Origin of the sequence: Knoellia subterranea KCTC 19937, assembly GCF_000768685.1 — a bacterium.
In the GTDB taxonomy this organism is placed as follows: Bacteria; Actinomycetota; Actinomycetes; order Actinomycetales; family Dermatophilaceae; genus Knoellia; species Knoellia subterranea.
The window spans coordinates 23,757-39,409 of the sequence record NZ_AVPK01000013.1 but is presented as its reverse complement, the minus strand read 5'-3'; the positions used below and the strand labels follow the sequence as shown (position 1 = coordinate 39,409).

Annotated in this window: 15 protein-coding genes; 7 read left to right on the top strand and 8 right to left on the bottom strand. The window is 70.1% G+C overall.

Going from position 1 to position 15,653, the window contains the following annotated elements; genetic code table 11:
• Positions 1-8: 8 nt before the first annotated feature.
• The gene (locus N803_RS15940; RefSeq protein WP_035907130.1) at positions 9-1,007 is read left to right on the top strand and encodes an NAD(P)H-binding protein; all 999 of its coding nucleotides are present in this window, start codon (positions 9-11) and stop codon (positions 1,005-1,007) included.
• Here the strand turns inward: N803_RS15940 and N803_RS15935 are convergent.
• Genes N803_RS15935 through N803_RS15925 form a run of 3 tightly spaced genes read right to left on the bottom strand, consistent with a single transcriptional unit; the run spans position 976 to position 4,294 of the window.
• Positions 976-2,241 (bottom strand): class I SAM-dependent methyltransferase, encoded by a 1,266-nt coding sequence (locus tag N803_RS15935; RefSeq protein WP_035907129.1) that lies wholly within the window; start codon positions 2,239-2,241, stop codon positions 976-978. The two genes, N803_RS15940 and N803_RS15935, sit on opposite strands and share 32 nt — an antisense overlap.
• Positions 2,238-3,023: a DUF1365 domain-containing protein gene (locus N803_RS15930; RefSeq protein ID WP_156969829.1), complete on the bottom strand. Its 786-nt coding sequence runs from the start codon at positions 3,021-3,023 to the stop codon at positions 2,238-2,240. Before N803_RS15930 ends, N803_RS15935 begins: the two co-directional genes overlap by 4 nt.
• The gene (locus N803_RS15925) at positions 3,014-4,294 is read right to left on the bottom strand and encodes an NAD(P)/FAD-dependent oxidoreductase (RefSeq protein WP_035907128.1); all 1,281 of its coding nucleotides are present in this window, start codon (positions 4,292-4,294) and stop codon (positions 3,014-3,016) included. Before N803_RS15925 ends, N803_RS15930 begins: the two co-directional genes overlap by 10 nt.
• 98 nt (positions 4,295-4,392) lie before the next feature.
• Between N803_RS15925 and N803_RS15920 the strand changes: the two genes are divergently transcribed.
• Positions 4,393-5,673: a class I SAM-dependent methyltransferase gene (locus tag N803_RS15920; protein WP_035907127.1), complete on the top strand. Its 1,281-nt coding sequence runs from the start codon at positions 4,393-4,395 to the stop codon at positions 5,671-5,673.
• Positions 5,673-6,449: a DUF1295 domain-containing protein gene (locus tag N803_RS15915; protein WP_035907126.1), complete on the top strand. Its 777-nt coding sequence runs from the start codon at positions 5,673-5,675 to the stop codon at positions 6,447-6,449. Before N803_RS15920 ends, N803_RS15915 begins: the two co-directional genes overlap by 1 nt.
• An 8-nt stretch (positions 6,450-6,457) precedes the next feature.
• Here N803_RS15915 and N803_RS15910 read toward each other — a convergent pair whose 3' ends face one another.
• From N803_RS15910 to N803_RS15895, 4 genes are all read right to left on the bottom strand, one after another.
• A complete protein-coding gene (locus tag N803_RS15910; RefSeq protein ID WP_052112388.1) occupies positions 6,458-7,774 on the bottom strand; it encodes an RNA polymerase sigma factor in 1,317 nt (438 codons plus the stop codon).
• An 88-nt stretch (positions 7,775-7,862) separates the two neighbouring features.
• Positions 7,863-8,234: a YciI family protein gene (locus N803_RS15905; RefSeq protein ID WP_035907125.1), complete on the bottom strand. Its 372-nt coding sequence runs from the start codon at positions 8,232-8,234 to the stop codon at positions 7,863-7,865.
• 36 nt (positions 8,235-8,270) lie between these two features.
• On the bottom strand, positions 8,271-8,960 hold the full coding sequence (locus N803_RS15900; protein WP_084764623.1) for a DUF998 domain-containing protein: 690 nt from the start codon (positions 8,958-8,960) through the stop codon (positions 8,271-8,273).
• Between the two features lie 276 nt (positions 8,961-9,236).
• A complete protein-coding gene (locus N803_RS15895; protein ID WP_035907123.1) occupies positions 9,237-10,487 on the bottom strand; it encodes a DUF445 domain-containing protein in 1,251 nt (416 codons plus the stop codon).
• Between the two features lie 40 nt (positions 10,488-10,527).
• Here N803_RS15895 and N803_RS15890 point away from each other — a divergent pair, with 40 nt between their 5' ends.
• Together N803_RS15890 and N803_RS15885 are read left to right on the top strand one after the other, a co-directional pair.
• Positions 10,528-11,964, top strand: coding sequence for a GuaB1 family IMP dehydrogenase-related protein (locus N803_RS15890; RefSeq protein ID WP_035907120.1), 1,437 nt, complete (start codon positions 10,528-10,530; stop codon positions 11,962-11,964).
• Positions 11,965-11,980: 16 nt separating this feature from the next.
• The gene (locus N803_RS15885; protein ID WP_035907119.1) at positions 11,981-12,928 is read left to right on the top strand and encodes a hypothetical protein; all 948 of its coding nucleotides are present in this window, start codon (positions 11,981-11,983) and stop codon (positions 12,926-12,928) included.
• Here N803_RS15885 and N803_RS15880 read toward each other — a convergent pair.
• Complete coding sequence (locus N803_RS15880; RefSeq protein ID WP_156969828.1) at positions 12,915-13,505, bottom strand: hypothetical protein; 591 nt, start codon at positions 13,503-13,505, stop codon at positions 12,915-12,917. The two genes, N803_RS15885 and N803_RS15880, sit on opposite strands and share 14 nt — an antisense overlap.
• A 133-nt stretch (positions 13,506-13,638) precedes the next feature.
• Here N803_RS15880 and N803_RS15875 point away from each other — a divergent pair, with 133 nt between their 5' ends.
• Both N803_RS15875 and N803_RS15870 read left to right on the top strand, forming a co-directional pair.
• Positions 13,639-14,391: a hypothetical protein gene (locus N803_RS15875; RefSeq protein WP_035907116.1), complete on the top strand. Its 753-nt coding sequence runs from the start codon at positions 13,639-13,641 to the stop codon at positions 14,389-14,391.
• Positions 14,392-14,439: 48 nt separating this feature from the next.
• The gene (locus tag N803_RS15870) at positions 14,440-15,639 is read left to right on the top strand and encodes a cysteine desulfurase-like protein (RefSeq protein ID WP_035907115.1); all 1,200 of its coding nucleotides are present in this window, start codon (positions 14,440-14,442) and stop codon (positions 15,637-15,639) included.
• Positions 15,640-15,653: the final 14 nt, after the last annotated feature.

The window sequence follows — 15,653 nt, the reverse complement described above, 5'->3', positions numbered from 1 at the left end:
TGCCACAGATGACTTCTGACCAGCGCGTTCGCGTGCTCGTGACGGGGGCGACCGGCTACATCGGGTCGCGGCTCGTGCCTGCCCTGCTCGCGGTCGGCCATGACGTCCGCGTGCTCACGCGGTCGGCCGGGCGCCTCGACGCGCGGCACTGGCACGACGCCGTGGAGATCGTCGAGGGCGACGCCGGGGTGCGCCAGGACCTCGACCGGGCACTCGAGGGCATCGACGTCGCCTACTACCTGCTGCACTCGATGGACGGCTCCCCCGACTTCGAGGAACGCGACCGCGAGCTGGCGCGCCTGTTCGGGCTCGCGGCGCAGGCGGCGCAGGTGCAGCGGATCGTCTATCTCTCCGGGCTGCACCCGGACGGCGGCCACCTTTCGTCGCACCTCGCCTCGCGGGTCGAGGTCGGCGACCTCCTCATGGCGTCCGGTGTGCCGACGGTGGTCCTCCAGGCAGCCGTGATCATCGGTGCCGGGTCCGCATCGTTCGAGATGCTCCGCCACCTCACGAACCGACTGCCCATCATGCTCACGCCGAAGTGGGTCGACAACCGCATCCAGCCGATCGCCATCCGTGATGTCCTGCACTACCTCGTGGGTGCCGCGACGATGCCGGGCACGCCGAACCGCACCTTCGACATCGGCGGCCCCGACGTCCTCACGTATCGCGAGATGATCCACGGATTCGCGCGGGTCGCCGGGCTGAGGTCGCGACCCATCCGCTCCGTCCCGGTCCTCACACCGGGCCTGGCGTCGCACTGGGTCGGCCTTGTCACGCCGGTGCCATCGGGCATCGCCAAACCGTTGGTGGGCAGTCTCATTCACGAGGTTGTGCGACGCGAGAGCGACATCGATGACCTCATCGAGCCACCACCGGGCGGCCACCTTCGCTACGCCGAGTCGGTGCGGGCCGCCCTCGTCGACGAGAGCGGGCGCCGGCTGCCCGAGCCGGGGACGGTCGACCCGGCGCGCCTCACCGCAGCCGATCCCGACTGGGCCGGTTGAGCACCACCTGGGCGACGTCGAGATAGCCGGACGCGAATCCCGCCTCGCAGTAGGCCAGGTAGAACTCCCACATCCGCCGGAATGTCTCGTCGAACGCGCCGCCCTCGAGCCGCGGCCACTCCTCCAGGAATCGCATCCGCCAGCGCCGCAACGTCTCGGCGTAGTCCGCGCCGAAGGCGTGCACCTGGGTGACCTGCAATCCCGTATGCCGTCCGCTCACCTCCCGGATCGCGTCCAGTGACGGGATGAGGCCTCCGGGGAAGATGTATTTCTGGATCCAGCCGTAGGAGGTGCGGGTCGCCAGGAGCCGGTCGTGTTCCATGAGGATCGCCTGGATGACAGCGACACCACCGGGAGCGAGGAGCCGGTCGATGGCCGAGAAGTAGGTCGGCCAGAACTCCTCCCCCACGGCCTCGATCATCTCCACCGACACGACGGCTTCGAAGGGCCCGTCGAGCTCCCGCGAGACCTCCCGGTAGTCCTGGAGGCGCACCTCGACGCGGTCCGAGAGCCCGGCAGCCGCGATCCGGTCGCGAGCGAGCGCCTGCTGCTCGCTCGACAGGGTGATGGTGAGGACGTCGGCCCCGCGCGCGGCTGCTCGGAGAGCGAGTTCGCCCCAGCCCGAACCGATCTCGAGCAGCCGCGTGCCGGCACCGACCCCGGCCCGGTCGAGGATGGCGTCGATCTTGCGGTGCTGGGCCTCGAGGAGTGACTGGCCGGCCCGCGGCCGTGACGGGTCGAACAGCGCCGATGAATAGGACATGGTCGGGTCGAGGAACGCCGCGAAGAGGTCATTGGACAGGTCGTAGTGCGCCTCGATGTTCGACCGGCTGCCGGTGAGCGTGTTGCGGGTGCCGGTGGGCAGGGCCCGGTCCACGAGCCCGCGCATCCTGAGGATCGGGCGCGGCAGCAGTCGGCCGAGGCGGGACGCGAACGGCAAAAGGGCCTCGGCGAGGTCCGTCCCGTGCGCCGCCCGCCAGTCCCCCGCCATGTAGGCCTCGCCGAGGCCGATCTTGGGGTGCTGCTCGAGACGTCGCCACAGAGCACCGGGGCGGACGACCTCGAGGACGGGGTCGCCATCGGAGCCGGCACCAAAGGTTGTCCCGTCAGGTTGTCGCAGCTGCACGGGCATGGCCGCAACGATGCGTCGCACGAGCGACCTCGCCACCACCCCCCGCGTGAATCCTGTTCTCACAGTGGGCAGTTCGAGTCCTTGGAGGACGTCGGAGGTCATCGGACACTCTCCTTCGAGGGGGCTGGTCGTGGCTGGACGGGCAGGCGTCGCGCCCACAGGCGGATGCCGTGGAAGCGGATCAGGGCGCTCACCCGCTGGGGCATGAACGGATGTCGGAGCACGGTTGCGATCACCGAGCGCGACGTGGCCGGCACCACCGCACCGTCGACGACGGCCGTCATGAGCAGCTCACCGTCACGGCGCAGGCGGATGCCCACCCGGACGCGCTCTTCGGTGAGTCGGACCTGCACCGCGTACTCCCCCGACGTGTCGTTGAACGGCGAGACGTAGAAGTCCTTGTCCACGGAGGCGAGGCCATCGCGATCCGGCTGCACGGCATACGCATGCCGTCCGCCGTAGGTGTTGTGGACCTCGATGACGACACCACGCAGCAATCCAGCTTCGTCGAGGCACCAGTAGGCGGTCATGGGGTCGAAGACGTGACCGAGGACGCGGGCGTGCGTCAGGGCGACGACGCGCGTCACCCCATCTGCCGGTATGCCGGCGCGCTCGAGACAGCGCAGGACGTTCGCCTTGAGTGCGGGGAGACTCTCCTCGCCCGCGAGGTGGTCCTCCGGACGGAACGACGCGACTGGTTTGAGCCATCGCGGCAGGTGCAGCGGCTCGTCGAGGTCGATCAACCACTGGTAGTGGCGGTGCGTGAACGAGTGCCTGACCGGACCGGGTCGGGTGTGGTGGACCCGGCCGACGACGAGCGCCGGGAGCGACGGGAGTTCGATCCTCAGGCCCTCGGTGCTCACCCGGTCGGCCGTCAGGTCCACGACACTCCCAGGGCGTGCGCCGCCTCGACGCCGGAACGGCAGCCGTCCTCGTGGAAGCCCCAGCCCCAGTGGGCGCCGGCGAAAACCGTTGTCCCCGTGGTGATCTCGTCGCGTCGTCGCTGCGCACGCACCGCGTCGAGGTCGTGGATCGGGTGGGCGTAGTCCATGACCGCGATGACCGAGTCCGGGTCGATGAGCTGGGTCGCGTTGAGCGTCACGAAGAGCGGGTCGCTGGCCGACAGCCCCATGAGTCGTGTCATGTCATAGGTGACGACGGGCCGGCCTCCCCCAGCCTGGGTGCGGTAGTTCCAGGAGGCCCGGGCCCGGGTCGACCCGGGCAACAGCGATGCATCGCGGTGGAGCACGGTCTCGTTGCGGGAGTAGCGGAACGCCCCGAGGACCTCCTTCTCGGCGGGCGTCGCGTCGATGAGGAGGTGGAGAGCATCGTCCGCGTGCGTCGCGACGACGACGTGGTCGAAGCGCTCGGTGCCCCTGGCGGACGTGACGTGCACCCCGCCCGCGTCGCGCTCGATGCCCCTGACGGCCACGCCCCGCCGCACGTCGGGCAGCCGGGCCGCGAGCGCCTCGACGTAGGTCGCCGATCCTCCGACGACGGTCCGCCACTGCGGGGAGCCGGTGATGCCGAGCATCCCGTGGTGGTCGAGGAACTCGAAGAGGTAGCGCGCCGGGTACTCCAGGGCGTCCCCACGCCCACTGGACCAGACGCACGACACGAGCGGGACGGCATACAACTCGATGAAACTCGTCGGGAAGGCGCGCGACGCGATGAACTCCCCATACGTCGTCGCGTCGTCGGCGCCGGTCTCCGCAAGGAAGGCTGCTGCCTCACGGTGGAAGCGGCGGACCGAGCGCAGCATCGTGAGGTAGTCCCGCGAAGCCAGCTGGCTCGGCCGGGCCAGGAAGCCGCTCAGACCCCGACCGCCGGCGTACTCGATTCCCGTGGCCTCATCCGAGATCGACATCGACATCTCGGTGTCGCGCACAGCGATCCCGAGCTCGGCGAAGAGGCGGCCCAGATGTGGGTAGGTCCGGTCGTTGTGGACGATGAATCCCGAGTCGACGCGGACTTCGCCCCCCTCGGGGTGCACGACCGTGTGCGTGTGGGCGTGCCCGCCGAGTCGTGCCTCGGCCTCGAAGAGGGTGACAGCGTGCTGGCGGGAGAGCACGTGGGCGGCCGTGAGTCCGGACACGCCGGACCCCACGACGGCGGTGCGCGGTCGGTGGTCGCGGACGTCGCGCGTGGCAGTCATGCCGGGTGTTCGGCGCGGGGAGGCGTCCGGATGGGTGCGGATGCGTGCCGACAGGTGCGCTGACCCATCCGCGGGCGCGGCGGCACCGAAGGACCTCCGTGAGCACCGAGCGCGCGCCCCTTGCCCCACGAATCTCTGCTGCCCTGGGGCCGGTCCTGCGTGGCCCGCTCCCGGTCGGGCTACGCGTCTGGGACGGCTCTCGGACGGGACCGGTGGAGGGTCCGGTCGTCGTCCTGCGGTCCCCCGATGCCTTGCGTCGACTGCTGTGGAGTCCCGGCGAGCTCGGCGCCTCCCAGGCCTACGTCACGGGCGAGCTCGACATCGAGGGTGACGTCGGTGAGGCACTCGACCTCGCCCGCGAGACCCTGACGGCGCGCGGCGTGAGCGGCCTGCGCCCCGCGGCACTGGCCCGCACGGCCCCGCGGCTCGTGGCGCTCGCCCGGGAGATCGGCGCCCTCGGCACTCCCCCTGCCCCGCCGCGCAGCCAGGCCCGCCTGCGCGGTCGCCTCCACTCGCTCGGTCGGGACCGCTCGGCGATCAGCCATCACTACGACCTGTCCAACGCCTTCTACGAGCTGCTCCTCGACCCGCGCCTCGCCTACTCCTCGGCATGGTGGTCGGGCGACCCGGCGAGCACCGGGCAGTCGCTCGAGTCGGCCCAGGCCGCGAAGCTCGACCTCGTCTGCCGCAAGATCGGCCTGAGCGAGGGAGCGCGCTTCCTCGACGTCGGCTGTGGCTGGGGTTCGTTGTCTCTGTATGCCGCGGAGCACTTCGGTGCCCACGTCACCGGAGTGACCATTGCGGCCGAGCAGAAGGCCTTCATCGACGCGCGGATTCGCGAGCGTGGGCTCGAGGGACGGGTCGAGATCCGGTTGCAGGATTACCGAGAGGTCGACGACGGCCCCTACGACGCAGTGGCGTCGATCGAGATGGGCGAGCACGTCGGCGAAGGCAACTACCCGGCATACGTCGCTGTTCTCCGCGAAGCGGTGAAGCCGGGCGGCGCGGTCCTCGTGCAGCAGATGTCGCGGCGCGGGCGCCACCCCGGAGGCGGGCCGTTCATCGAGTCGTTCATCGCCCCTGACATGCACATGCGGCCCGTCGGTGGGACGGTCGAACTCATCGAGTCGGGCGGGCTCGAGGTGCGGGACGTCCACGCGATGCGCGAGCACTACGTGTGGACGGTCGATGCCTGGCTCGAGACGTTCGAGAAGAACTGGGCTGCCGTCGTCGACCTCGTCGGCGAGGAGATGGCGCGGGTGTGGCGGCTCTATCTCGTCGGTGGGCGGCAGGCCTTCCGCGACGGACGGATGGGCGTGGACCAGATCCTGGCGCGGCGACCCGGTGGTCCGGCCATCGCACATGAGACGGTGCGGTGATGGGCCGCTTCGTCGTCGTCACGCTGTGCTCGCTCCTGGTGGCGCTGCTCGTGATGGGTGTCACGGCACTCGTCGCGCGCCGGGTCGGGCGGGTGAGCGTCGTCGACGTGGCGTGGGGCTTGGTGTTCGTCGCGATCGCGTGGGTATGTGTGGCGCTCGGGCCGAGCTCGCGGTCGGTGCTGCTCGCCGTGCTCGTCACGATCTGGGGAGGACGGCTCGCATGGCACATCGAACGCCGTGCGCGCGGGGGTGGTGAGGATCCGCGCTACGAGAAACTCCTGTCAGCGGCGCCCCCTGAGCGTCGATTCATGTATGCCGTCCGCAAGGTTTTCGCCGTCCAGGCCCTCGCGGCATACATCGTCTCGATGCCACTCCAGGTCGCGGCCGCCGCAGGGTCGAAGCCGCTGGGCTGGGTGGCGGCGCTCGGCGTCGTCGTCTTCGTCGTCGGTGTCGGCTTCGAGGCGATCGGTGACGCGCAATTGGCGCGGTTCAAGGCCGATCCCGCCAACAAGGGCAAGATCATGGACCGCGGGTTGTGGGCGTGGACGCGGCACCCGAACTACTTCGGCGACTCGGCCGTCTGGTGGGGGCTGTGGATCATCTGCGCCGAGGTGTGGCCGGCGGTGCTCACTGTCTTCTCGCCGATCGTCATGACGTACTTCCTCGCCTTCGCCACCGGTGCCAGGCTCCTCGAGTCCGAGATGGCCAAGCGACCCGGCTATCCCGAATACATGCAGCGCACGTCGATGTTCCTCCCCCGCCCGCCCCGCCACTGATCCGACGCTCAGCCCGGAGTGCCCCTGAGTTCGGTTGCTCGACGGGTGAAGGTGGCGCGGTCGGCCTCGTTGCGGCTGAGTTCGGCCGCGCGGGCGAAGGCCTCGGCTGCCTCTTCCAGCCTGCCGGAACGGGCATGCAGGTCGCCTCGAGCAGCGTGCAGATGCGGATAGAGGTCCAGCCGACCGGATGCGGCCACCGTCTCCAACTCCTTCAGTCCAGCCTCGGGACCTTGCAAAAAACTCACTGCCACAGCCCGATTCAGAGCCACCACAGGCGAGGGCCACACCCGGACCAGCACATCGTAGAGGGACACGATTCGCGCCCAGTCCGTGTCATCGGCACGCAGTGCTCGGGCATGGCAGGCGGCGATACCTGCCTGGAGCGAATACGGCCCGAGCGGCTTCCCGAGGCTCTCGGCACGAGTCAGTCCCTCGAGCCCCCGGCGCACCAACAGCCGGTCCCAGAGCCGCCGGTCCTGGTCGGGCAGAAGCACGGCCTCTCCGCTGGGCCCGACACGCGCGGGCAGCCTCGACGCCTGGAACTCCATGAGAGCGAGCAGCCCATGGACCTCCGGCTCCTCAGGCACGAGCCCGGCGAGCAGGCGCCCGAGCCGGATCGCCTCGTTGCACAGGTCGGGGCGCGTCCAGTCACTGCCGCTCGTCGCCGAGTAGCCCTCATTGAAGACGAGATAGACCACCTCGAGCACCGAGGACATGCGCTCCGACAGCTCCTCCGGCCCCGGGAGCTCGAACTGAACACCTCTGTCCGCCAAGGTGTTCTTCGCCCGCACGATGCGTTGAGCCGCCGTCGCCTCGGGGACGAGGAACGCCCGGGCGATCTCGTCCGTCGACAGCCCCGCAAGGCAGCGGAGCGTCAGGGCAACCCGCGACTCGAGCGACAGCACGGGGTGGCAGGCGGTCAACAGCAGGCGCAGGACATCGTCGTGGACGTGGTCGTCCATCGCGTCGATGACCGCATCGGAATCGACGCCGCTCACAGCCTCCTCGCCGAGGACCGCGGCCTTGCGCCCGAAGTTCGATTCTCGGCGGTGGGCGTCGATCGCTCGACGTTTGGCAGTCGTCATGAGCCAGCCCGCCGGGTTGGGCGGCACTCCGGTCCGGGGCCACTGCTCAAGCGCGGCGACGAGAGCCTCCTGGGCCATGTCCTCCGCGATCCCGACGTCTCCGGTCACCCGCGCCAGTCCGGCGATGAGTCGCCCGGACTCGATACGCCAGATCGCCTCCACGGCACGATGGGTCGCACCGGAGGTGTCTGCAGCATCGACCCGTGGCTGCGCACCGGGTGCTGAGTCGGTCGTCGACATGAGTTGACCCTCCCCGATCACTCGAGGAGGGTCAACGACGCCGGGCGCGCACGCCCGAGCCAGCCCACCGGCATACCCGAACCGTCGGTCACTGTGGCGGCGCAAAGTCCTCGGGACCGAAGATCTTGACCACGTCGGACGTGCCCTCCCACCCGGGCCAGCGGTCGACGTGGAGCTGCATGAAGCGGGACGCCCATTCGACGGCCTCCTCCTTGGAGCGGACGTCGTAGATCGCGTAGCTGATGTACTCCTTGGCCTCCGCGAACGGACCGTCCATGACCGAGAGCTCACCGGCGGCGACGGTCACCTGCGCACCGGTGGCGCTGGGTGCGAGGCCGGCGTTCTCGATCATGGAACCGGATGCCGTGGCCTCGGCGCCGAGCCCCATGATCGCCTCCATGAGGCCCTCGGGCGGTGGTCCGGCAGGCTGGGTGCCCTTCAGGATGATGATGTAGCGCATCGAATTCTCCTGTCTCTGCGATTGATTCACATGCTGTCAGGCGAGAGCCCGGTAGCGGTTGACGGCGACAACGGCGATCCACGTGAAGACGAGGATGACGGCGGCCGTGAAGGCGAGGTTCGCGATGACGTTGCCGCCGCTGGAGGCGACGCACGCGAACCCGCCGAGGAAGGCGACGCCAGTGATCCGGGAGAACCACGCCATGACGCGCGCGCCCTCGTCGGCAAGGCGACGGGCCACGACGAAGCACGCCACGGCGATCGCGGTGAACCCGACTCCGGCGCAGGCGAAGTGCAGGATCCCGCTCGTCGTGATGACACCGACGCCCTCGGGCGTACCCACGGGGAAACCGAGTGCCGGGTCGGCGCGGAAGATCGCGGCGCCGACCATGCTGGCCCCGAAGGTGCCCGCGAGCCAGGCGGCTCGCCGACCGCGCCCACCTGCAAGTGCCCGGTGAAGCCCGACGGCGAAAGCCATGAGCGCCAGCCCGGTGAGAACGAAGTTGGTGACCTGGATCCAACCGAGGTCGCCGTTCTCGAGCAGGCTCCACTGGTGCCTGGTGAAGTCGAAGCCGTCCCGGGTGAGGCCCTGCACCATGGAGGTGACGACGTAGAGCGGACCTGCGACGACCCCCCAGCCGAGGTAGGAACGCGTGACGTGGGCGGGGGTCCAGCCGTCGTCACAGGTGTGCGGGGCTGTGGTCTGAGCGCTGTTGTGCGTGGTCATGATCGTCTCCTGGAGTGTGGGGCGGGGCCTGGTGCCACCGCCCGATGCACCCCCTCCACGATCGGCGGACCCCCCGATCGACATCGGCCTCGACCTTTTTTTCGCATGCCGCGCGGTCCAGGGCTGGGTCAGGCCCTCGGGCCATGGCGTTCGCGACGGTCCATGGCGCTCTGGGGGCGTGGACGGTCGGGAACGACATGGACCGTCGCGACCTGCAGGCCGGACCAGCAGGGGACTGCCGGGTCAGGGCCGTCGGAGTCGGGCGGGGAGCGTCAGTCAGAGAAGGGCGCTCAGGGCGTGGATGGTGATTCCGGCCAGGGCACCGACGATGGTGCCGTTGATCCGGATGAACTGCAGGTCACGGCCGACGTGCAACTCGATCCGCTCGGCCGCCTCCTTGCCGTCCCACTGCTCGACCGTCACCGAGATGACCTCGGCGAGCTCGGAGCCGTACGTGTTGACGAAGAACGACACCGCCTCACCGAGATGCCCCTCGAGCCGCGAGCGCCACGCGACGTCCTCGACGAGGTGCGCCCCCAGGTGCTCAAGGAGTTCCTCGCCACGAACGTGGAAGTACGACCCCGGGTCGTCCATCGCCTTCTCGAGGGCTGCGGCGAAGGACCGCCACAGGCCCACGGCGGTCTCGGGCACCTGAGGGTGCGACAGCAGCCGCTCCTTGAGGGACTCGGCCCGCGCGATGACCTCGGGATCGTGCTGCAGGTCCTGCGCGAGCCGCGCCAACAGGTCGTCGAGCGCCACGCGCGCCGGGTGTAAGGGGGACTGCCGGATGTCGCGCAGCCACGACAACACCTGCTGATAGCTCCAGCCGATGACCTTGTCGTCGACCCACGGCGGCGACCACCACGGTGCCCGCTCGCCGACGACCGACGAGAACGTCCCGGGGTTCTCGACGAGCCAGTCGTGCAACTGCTCGAGCCCGAGGTCGACCAAGCCGTGGTGGGTCCGCTCGGAGACGACACCATCGAGGAGTGACCCGGCGATGGGACTGATCGGTTCGGTTGCGAGACGCGGCAGGACGAAGTCCGTGATCACCTCGCGAACGTCGTCGTCGGACAGCCGGCCGAGGCCGGCGCGCGTCACGCGCACCACCTCGGTCATGACCCGCTGTCGGTGCGCCGGTTCCCCGAGCCAGACGCCGACTCGCTCGCCGACGTGCGCGGCCTCGAGCCGCTCGCGCGCGATCTCCTCGGTGAGGAAGTTCTCGGTGACGAACTCCTGGAGGTTGCGGCCGATCTCGTTCTTGCGCTTCGGGATGATCGCCGTGTGCGGCACCGGAAGCCCGAGCGGGTGGCGGAACAGCGCCGTCACGGCGAACCAGTCCGCGAGCGCACCCACCATGGCCGCCTCGGCTCCGGCGTTGACGAAGCCGAGCCAGCCGGTCTCGTGACGCAACGTCACGGCATACACGATGGCGGCGAGCACGAGCAGGCCGAGGGCGACCGCCCGCATCCGGCGCAGACCGGACCGGCGGGCCTCATCGGCGGGGGACGGGGCAAGCAGACTCACGGGGACGATCCTGCTACACGGCGCCTCTTAGAGTGGTGCCGTGCATTTCCTCAACGATCTTCAGCCGCAGTTCGACCTCACGTACGACGACGTCTTCATGGTGCCGAACCGTTCCGAGGTCACGAGTCGCCTCGACGTCGACCTCAGCACCGAGGACGGCACGGGCACGACGATTCCGCTCGTCGTCGCCAACATGACCGCGATCGCCGGGCGCCGCATGGCCGAGACGACGGCCCGTCGTGGCGCGCTGACGATCATCCCGCAGGACATCCCGGTCGACGTCGTCAGTGAGGTCATCGGCTGGACCAAGCAGCGCCACCTCACCTTCGACACGGCGATCACGCTCGACCCGCACACGACGGTCGGCGAGGCCCAGGTCCTGCTCGGCAAGCGCGCCCACGGCGCGGCCGTCGTCGTCGAGGGCGACAAGCCGGTCGGCGTCGTCACCGAGAAGGACCTCACCGGTGTCGACCGGTTCGTCCAGGTCCACGACGTCATGTCGCGCGAGCTCGTCACCGTCCGCGATGACGTCGATGTGGTCGGCGCGTTCGACACGCTCTCCGAGAACCGCCGCCGCCTCGCCCCGGTCGTCGCCGCCGACGGCAGTCTCGTCGGTGTCCTCACTCGACAGGGCGCACTGCGCGCCAACCTCTACTCCCCCGCCGTCGACGCCAACGGTGCCCTGCGCATCGGCGCGGCTGTCGGCATCAACGGCGACGTCGCCGCCAAGGCCGCCCAACTCCTCGAGGCCGGCGCCGACGTCCTCGTCATCGACACGGCGCACGGCCACCAGGCCAAGATGTTCGAGGCGCTCAAGGCCGTCCGCGACCTCGACCCGCAGGTCCCGATCGTGGCCGGCAACGTCGTCAGCGCCGCAGGCACGCGCGACCTCATCGAGGCCGGTGCCGACATCGTCAAGGTCGGCGTCGGGCCCGGCGCCATGTGCACGACCCGCATGATGACGGCCGTGGGTCGCCCGCAGTTCTCCGCCGTCCTCGAATGTGCCACTGCCGCAAGGGAACTCGGCAAGCACGTCTGGGCCGACGGTGGTGTCCGCCACCCGCGCGACGTGGCGCTTGCCCTCGCGGCCGGCGCGTCCAACGTCATGATCGGCTCGTGGTTCGCCGGCACGCTCGAGTCGCCCGGAGACCTCTTCACCGACGAGAAGGGCCGTCAATACAAGGAGTCCTTCGGCATGGCGTCCTCGCGGGCCGTGCGCAACCGGACCGCGGCGGACTCCTCCTACGAGCGCGCCCGCAAGGCGATGTTCGAGGAAGGCATCAGTTCGGCCCGGATGTTCGTCGACCCGGCCCGACCTTCGGTCGAGGACGTCATCGACGAGATCATCGCCGGCCTGCGGAGCAGCTGCACCTATGCCGGCGCACGCACGCTCGCCGAATTCCACGAGCGCGCGACCGTCGGCATCCAGAGCACCGCCGGCTTCGCCGAGGGACGCCCGCTGCACCAGTCCTGGTGACCGGTTCACCTGCCGCATGAGGTCCCGTCGCACGATCGCGTATGCCGTCCTCGCGGCTCTCGTGCTCGGGCTCGCCATCGTGGTCGGCTGGGCGACGGGCCCGAGGACCGGTGGCCTCGATGGCCAGTGGGAGGCCGAGGCCGTCGCCGGCGAGGTCGTCGGTGATCGGGCGCTCGTCGCGACCGACTCCAACGTCGCCATCGACCTCGTCACCGGCACCCGCATCACCCTGGGGTCGGTGACGGGTGGGACGAAGGCGATCGGCGGCGGGCGGATGCTCGTCCTGCGCGACGGCACTCTCGACGGCGCCGGCCTGGACGGCCGCTCACGCTGGACGTGGCAGGGACCGCCAGCGCACCGACTGACGCTCGTCGCGGCCAGCCCGGAGGCGACAGTGGTCCAGGCATGCGGGGGCACGCCCCTCGCCTGTCGTCTGGTCGGGATCGGCGGCAACGGCGCACAGTCCTGGACGACGCCACAGCCGACGGGCGCTGGCACGGCGGCCCCCGTCGTCGGCGGGAACGGCGACCTCCCCACCGTCGGCGCGCTCCCCACCGAGGACGGAAGTCTCCTGCTCATCGATCCGGCCACGAGCCGAATCGTCCTCCGAGAGAGGGCAACGGCCTCTGTGGGCCGCAACGGAGCGCTGGTCCTCGACGTGTCGAGCGGTACGGGGTGCCACCGCACCACCTATCCCACGCTCGACACGCCGACGTCCGCCACCACGACCGGCACCTGCGCCCAGCTGGATGGAGCCAGCCACGACACGACGACCCTCGCCCGCCGTTCCCAGCCGTGGTGGTGGCCCTTCGGGAACGGGAGGGCAACGCTCGAGGTGGGCGGACGGCATACCGGACAGGTCGTCGGAGACGACCCACTGCGCACGCTGCGCATCGACGACGACGGACTCACGGTGCTCGAAGGGGACGTCGTGCGGCGCTACGCGTGGGTCAGCGGCGGCTGAGCGTCTCGAGGTAACCGACGATGGCCGCCGTCCACCAGCCGATCTGGGACACCGTGAGGCTGACGATCATCGCGACGCGGTGACGCTCCGGGAGCTCCGCCAGGCTGTGGATTCGCGGCTTCAGCAGGCTGAGGCGGGCGCCCAGTCGACGCACGGCGACGCCGTTGTTGACGAGTGCGAGGACGGCCACCTGCTTGATCCACGTCGTCGGCTGACCGAGGTCGGGGCCGAGGAAGGCTCCGGACACGAGGATGAGGAGCAGGCCCATCCACACGAGCGGGTGCGCTGCCTCGCCGACGCGGAGTGAGTCGCGGAAGGTACGCAGCCCGGAGAGCCACACCAGGCCGTGCCAGTCGACGAGCAGGACGGCCCCGAAGCCGACCACCATGCCGAGCAGGTGAGCGGCCAGCGCGACATCGTGCCCGACCCCGTCCAGCCGCAGCACCGGCGACAGCGCGAGCACGAGCATCCACAGGATCGTGACGAGGGCGTGCCACCGCCTTTGGACGTGCCGCATGGCCGAGGCCCAGGGGCGTGGTGAAACGCCCTCGACGGTCGGGCCAGAGGCGAGGGTCATGCCCTCATCCAAGGCCATGGGCGGGGTGCCCGTCCCCCGAATGAACCATTTGGGCCGTGTTTCGCGTGAACCAATCCGGCCAATCCCGCCAATCCGCCACGAGAGCGTGCCCGGGCTGGAAGCATGGCCACTCGTGGGGCGCCATTCTGGAGGTCATGCCGGTCGCATCACTGCCGCGGTCATCGCGGGAGTGATCCTTGTTGCTGGCGGCGGTGCGTGGGCCGCCGGGTCGATCCTCGGCGACGACGGCGATGGCACGTCGCAGGGCGACACCACTGCGTCGAGCACGACGCCGACTGCGTCGTCGACCGCGTCGGACTCGACCACTGCCTCCCCCAGCGCTCCGGCCAGCGCCTCGCCCTCGGCCGACGAGGCCGCTGCCGAGCGGGCCCGCGCCTCGTGCACGGCCCAGGTTCGCGCCGCCGAGGCCGTCGCGACAGCGGTGGCCGGCTCGGCCACGCACTGGAAGCAGCACACGGACGCCTACCTGGCCAAGACGAGCGGTCGCATCACGCTCGAGCAGACGAAGAAGATCTACGCCGACTCGAAGGCGTTCGGCCTCGCCGACGAGAAGGCCGTCGCCGCGACGACCAAGGCGTTCACGGCCACGGGGGCCGCCTGCGGCGACGCCGCCAAGGTCGTGCCCGCCGACGCCGGTGTCACGGCGTGCACCGCCCGCCTCAAGGCACTCGACGCGGTCCGCACCACCGGCACGAAGGTGCAGAACGAGTGGTCGGCCCACATGCGGATGATGGCCAACAAGGCACACACCGACGGTGGGCAGTACCACCAGACCTGGCTCAAGGCCGTGAGCGACGCCCAGAAGAGCATCCCGGCCCATGCCAAGGCGGCTGCTGCCGTGGCCCAGGCACCTGCCTGCGCCTGATCGCCCCATCGGCTGAGGCCGCGCACCACCGAGGGATACGTTGAGGTCGTGACCTATGACGTCGTTGCCGTTCGAGCCCTCTTCCCTGCGCTGGGTGAGGGAGCCGCTCACTTCGATGGCCCGGGCGGGTCACAGACCCCGACACCTGTCGCGCGCGCCGTCCACGACACCCTCGTGTCCGCGATCTCGAACCGCGGCGACGTGACCGTGAGCGAGCGACGCGCCGAATCCGTTGTGGCGCAGGCGCGCTCGGCCATAGCTGACCTGCTGGGCGCCGATCCGCGCGGTGTCGTGTTCGGGCGCAGCGCCACCGCCCTGACCTATGACCTGTCCCGCGCCCTGGCGCGCACGTGGGCGCCGGGCGACGAGGTCATCGTGACTCGCCTCGACCACGACTCGAACATCCGACCGTGGGTGCAGGCCGCCGAGTCCGTCGGTGCCGTGGTGAAGTGGGCCGACTTCGAGCCGGACACGGGTGAGCTGCATTCGGACGCGGTGACATCGTTGATCACCGAGCGGACCCGACTCGTGGCGACGAGCGCCGCCTCCAATCTCATCGGCACCAAGCCGCCCGTTTGCAAGATCGCCCGCGCCGTCCACGAGGTCGGCGCCCTGCACTGGGTCGATGGAGTGCACGCGACCGCCCACGCGTCGGTCGACCTCGACACCCTCGGCGTGGACTTCTGGACGTGCTCGCCCTACAAGTTCCTCGGACCGCACCTCGGTGTGGTCGCCGCCTCACCCGAGCTGCTCGAGACGCTGCGCATGGACAAGCTCCTGCCGTCGAGCGACGCTGTGCCCGAACGCTTCGAACTCGGCACCCTCCCCTATGAACTGCTCGCGGGCACGACCGCAGCCGTCGAGGTCCTGGCCGGGCTCGACCCGTCGGCGACCGGCTCCCGGCGCGACCGCGTGCTGGCGAGTTTTGAGGCCTTGGACGATCACGAGCACCGGCTCCTGGCCCGCCTCGAGGCCGGCCTCGGGGCGATGGATCGCGTCACCCTCTGGTCGCGCGCCTGCAAGCGCACCCCGACCCTCCTCTTCACGGTCGACGGAATGCCCGCGCAGGACGTGCGGCGCGCCCTCGCCGAGAAGGGCGTCAATGCACCGGCCGGACACTTCTATGCACTCGAGGCGTCACGTCACCTCGGGCTGGGGGACGATGGGGGCGTGCGCGTCGGGCTTGCGCCCTACACGGACGACACGGACATCGACCGGCTGCTCGAGGCGCTCACCGAGCTTGCCTGACTTCTTGCGCATTC

What these genes read in the sequence shown, in the direction of transcription:
- N803_RS15900 (WP_084764623.1), bottom strand. Translation starts at nt 8,960, where the DNA reads ATGACCACGCACAACAGCGCTCAGACCACAGCCCCGCACACCTGTGAC.
- N803_RS15905 (WP_035907125.1), bottom strand. Translation starts at nt 8,234, where the DNA reads ATGCGCTACATCATCATCCTGAAGGGCACCCAGCCTGCCGGACCACCG.
- N803_RS15910 (WP_052112388.1), bottom strand. Translation starts at nt 7,774, where the DNA reads ATGTCGACGACCGACTCAGCACCCGGTGCGCAGCCACGGGTCGATGCT.
- N803_RS15925 (WP_035907128.1), bottom strand. Translation starts at nt 4,294, where the DNA reads ATGACTGCCACGCGCGACGTCCGCGACCACCGACCGCGCACCGCCGTC.
- N803_RS15880 (WP_156969828.1), bottom strand. Translation starts at nt 13,505, where the DNA reads ATGACCCTCGCCTCTGGCCCGACCGTCGAGGGCGTTTCACCACGCCCC.
- N803_RS15915 (WP_035907126.1), top strand. Translation starts at nt 5,673, where the DNA reads ATGGGCCGCTTCGTCGTCGTCACGCTGTGCTCGCTCCTGGTGGCGCTG.
- N803_RS15885 (WP_035907119.1), top strand. Translation starts at nt 11,981, where the DNA reads ATGAGGTCCCGTCGCACGATCGCGTATGCCGTCCTCGCGGCTCTCGTG.
- N803_RS15940 (WP_035907130.1), top strand. Translation starts at nt 9, where the DNA reads ATGACTTCTGACCAGCGCGTTCGCGTGCTCGTGACGGGGGCGACCGGC.
- N803_RS15935 (WP_035907129.1), bottom strand. Translation starts at nt 2,241, where the DNA reads ATGACCTCCGACGTCCTCCAAGGACTCGAACTGCCCACTGTGAGAACA.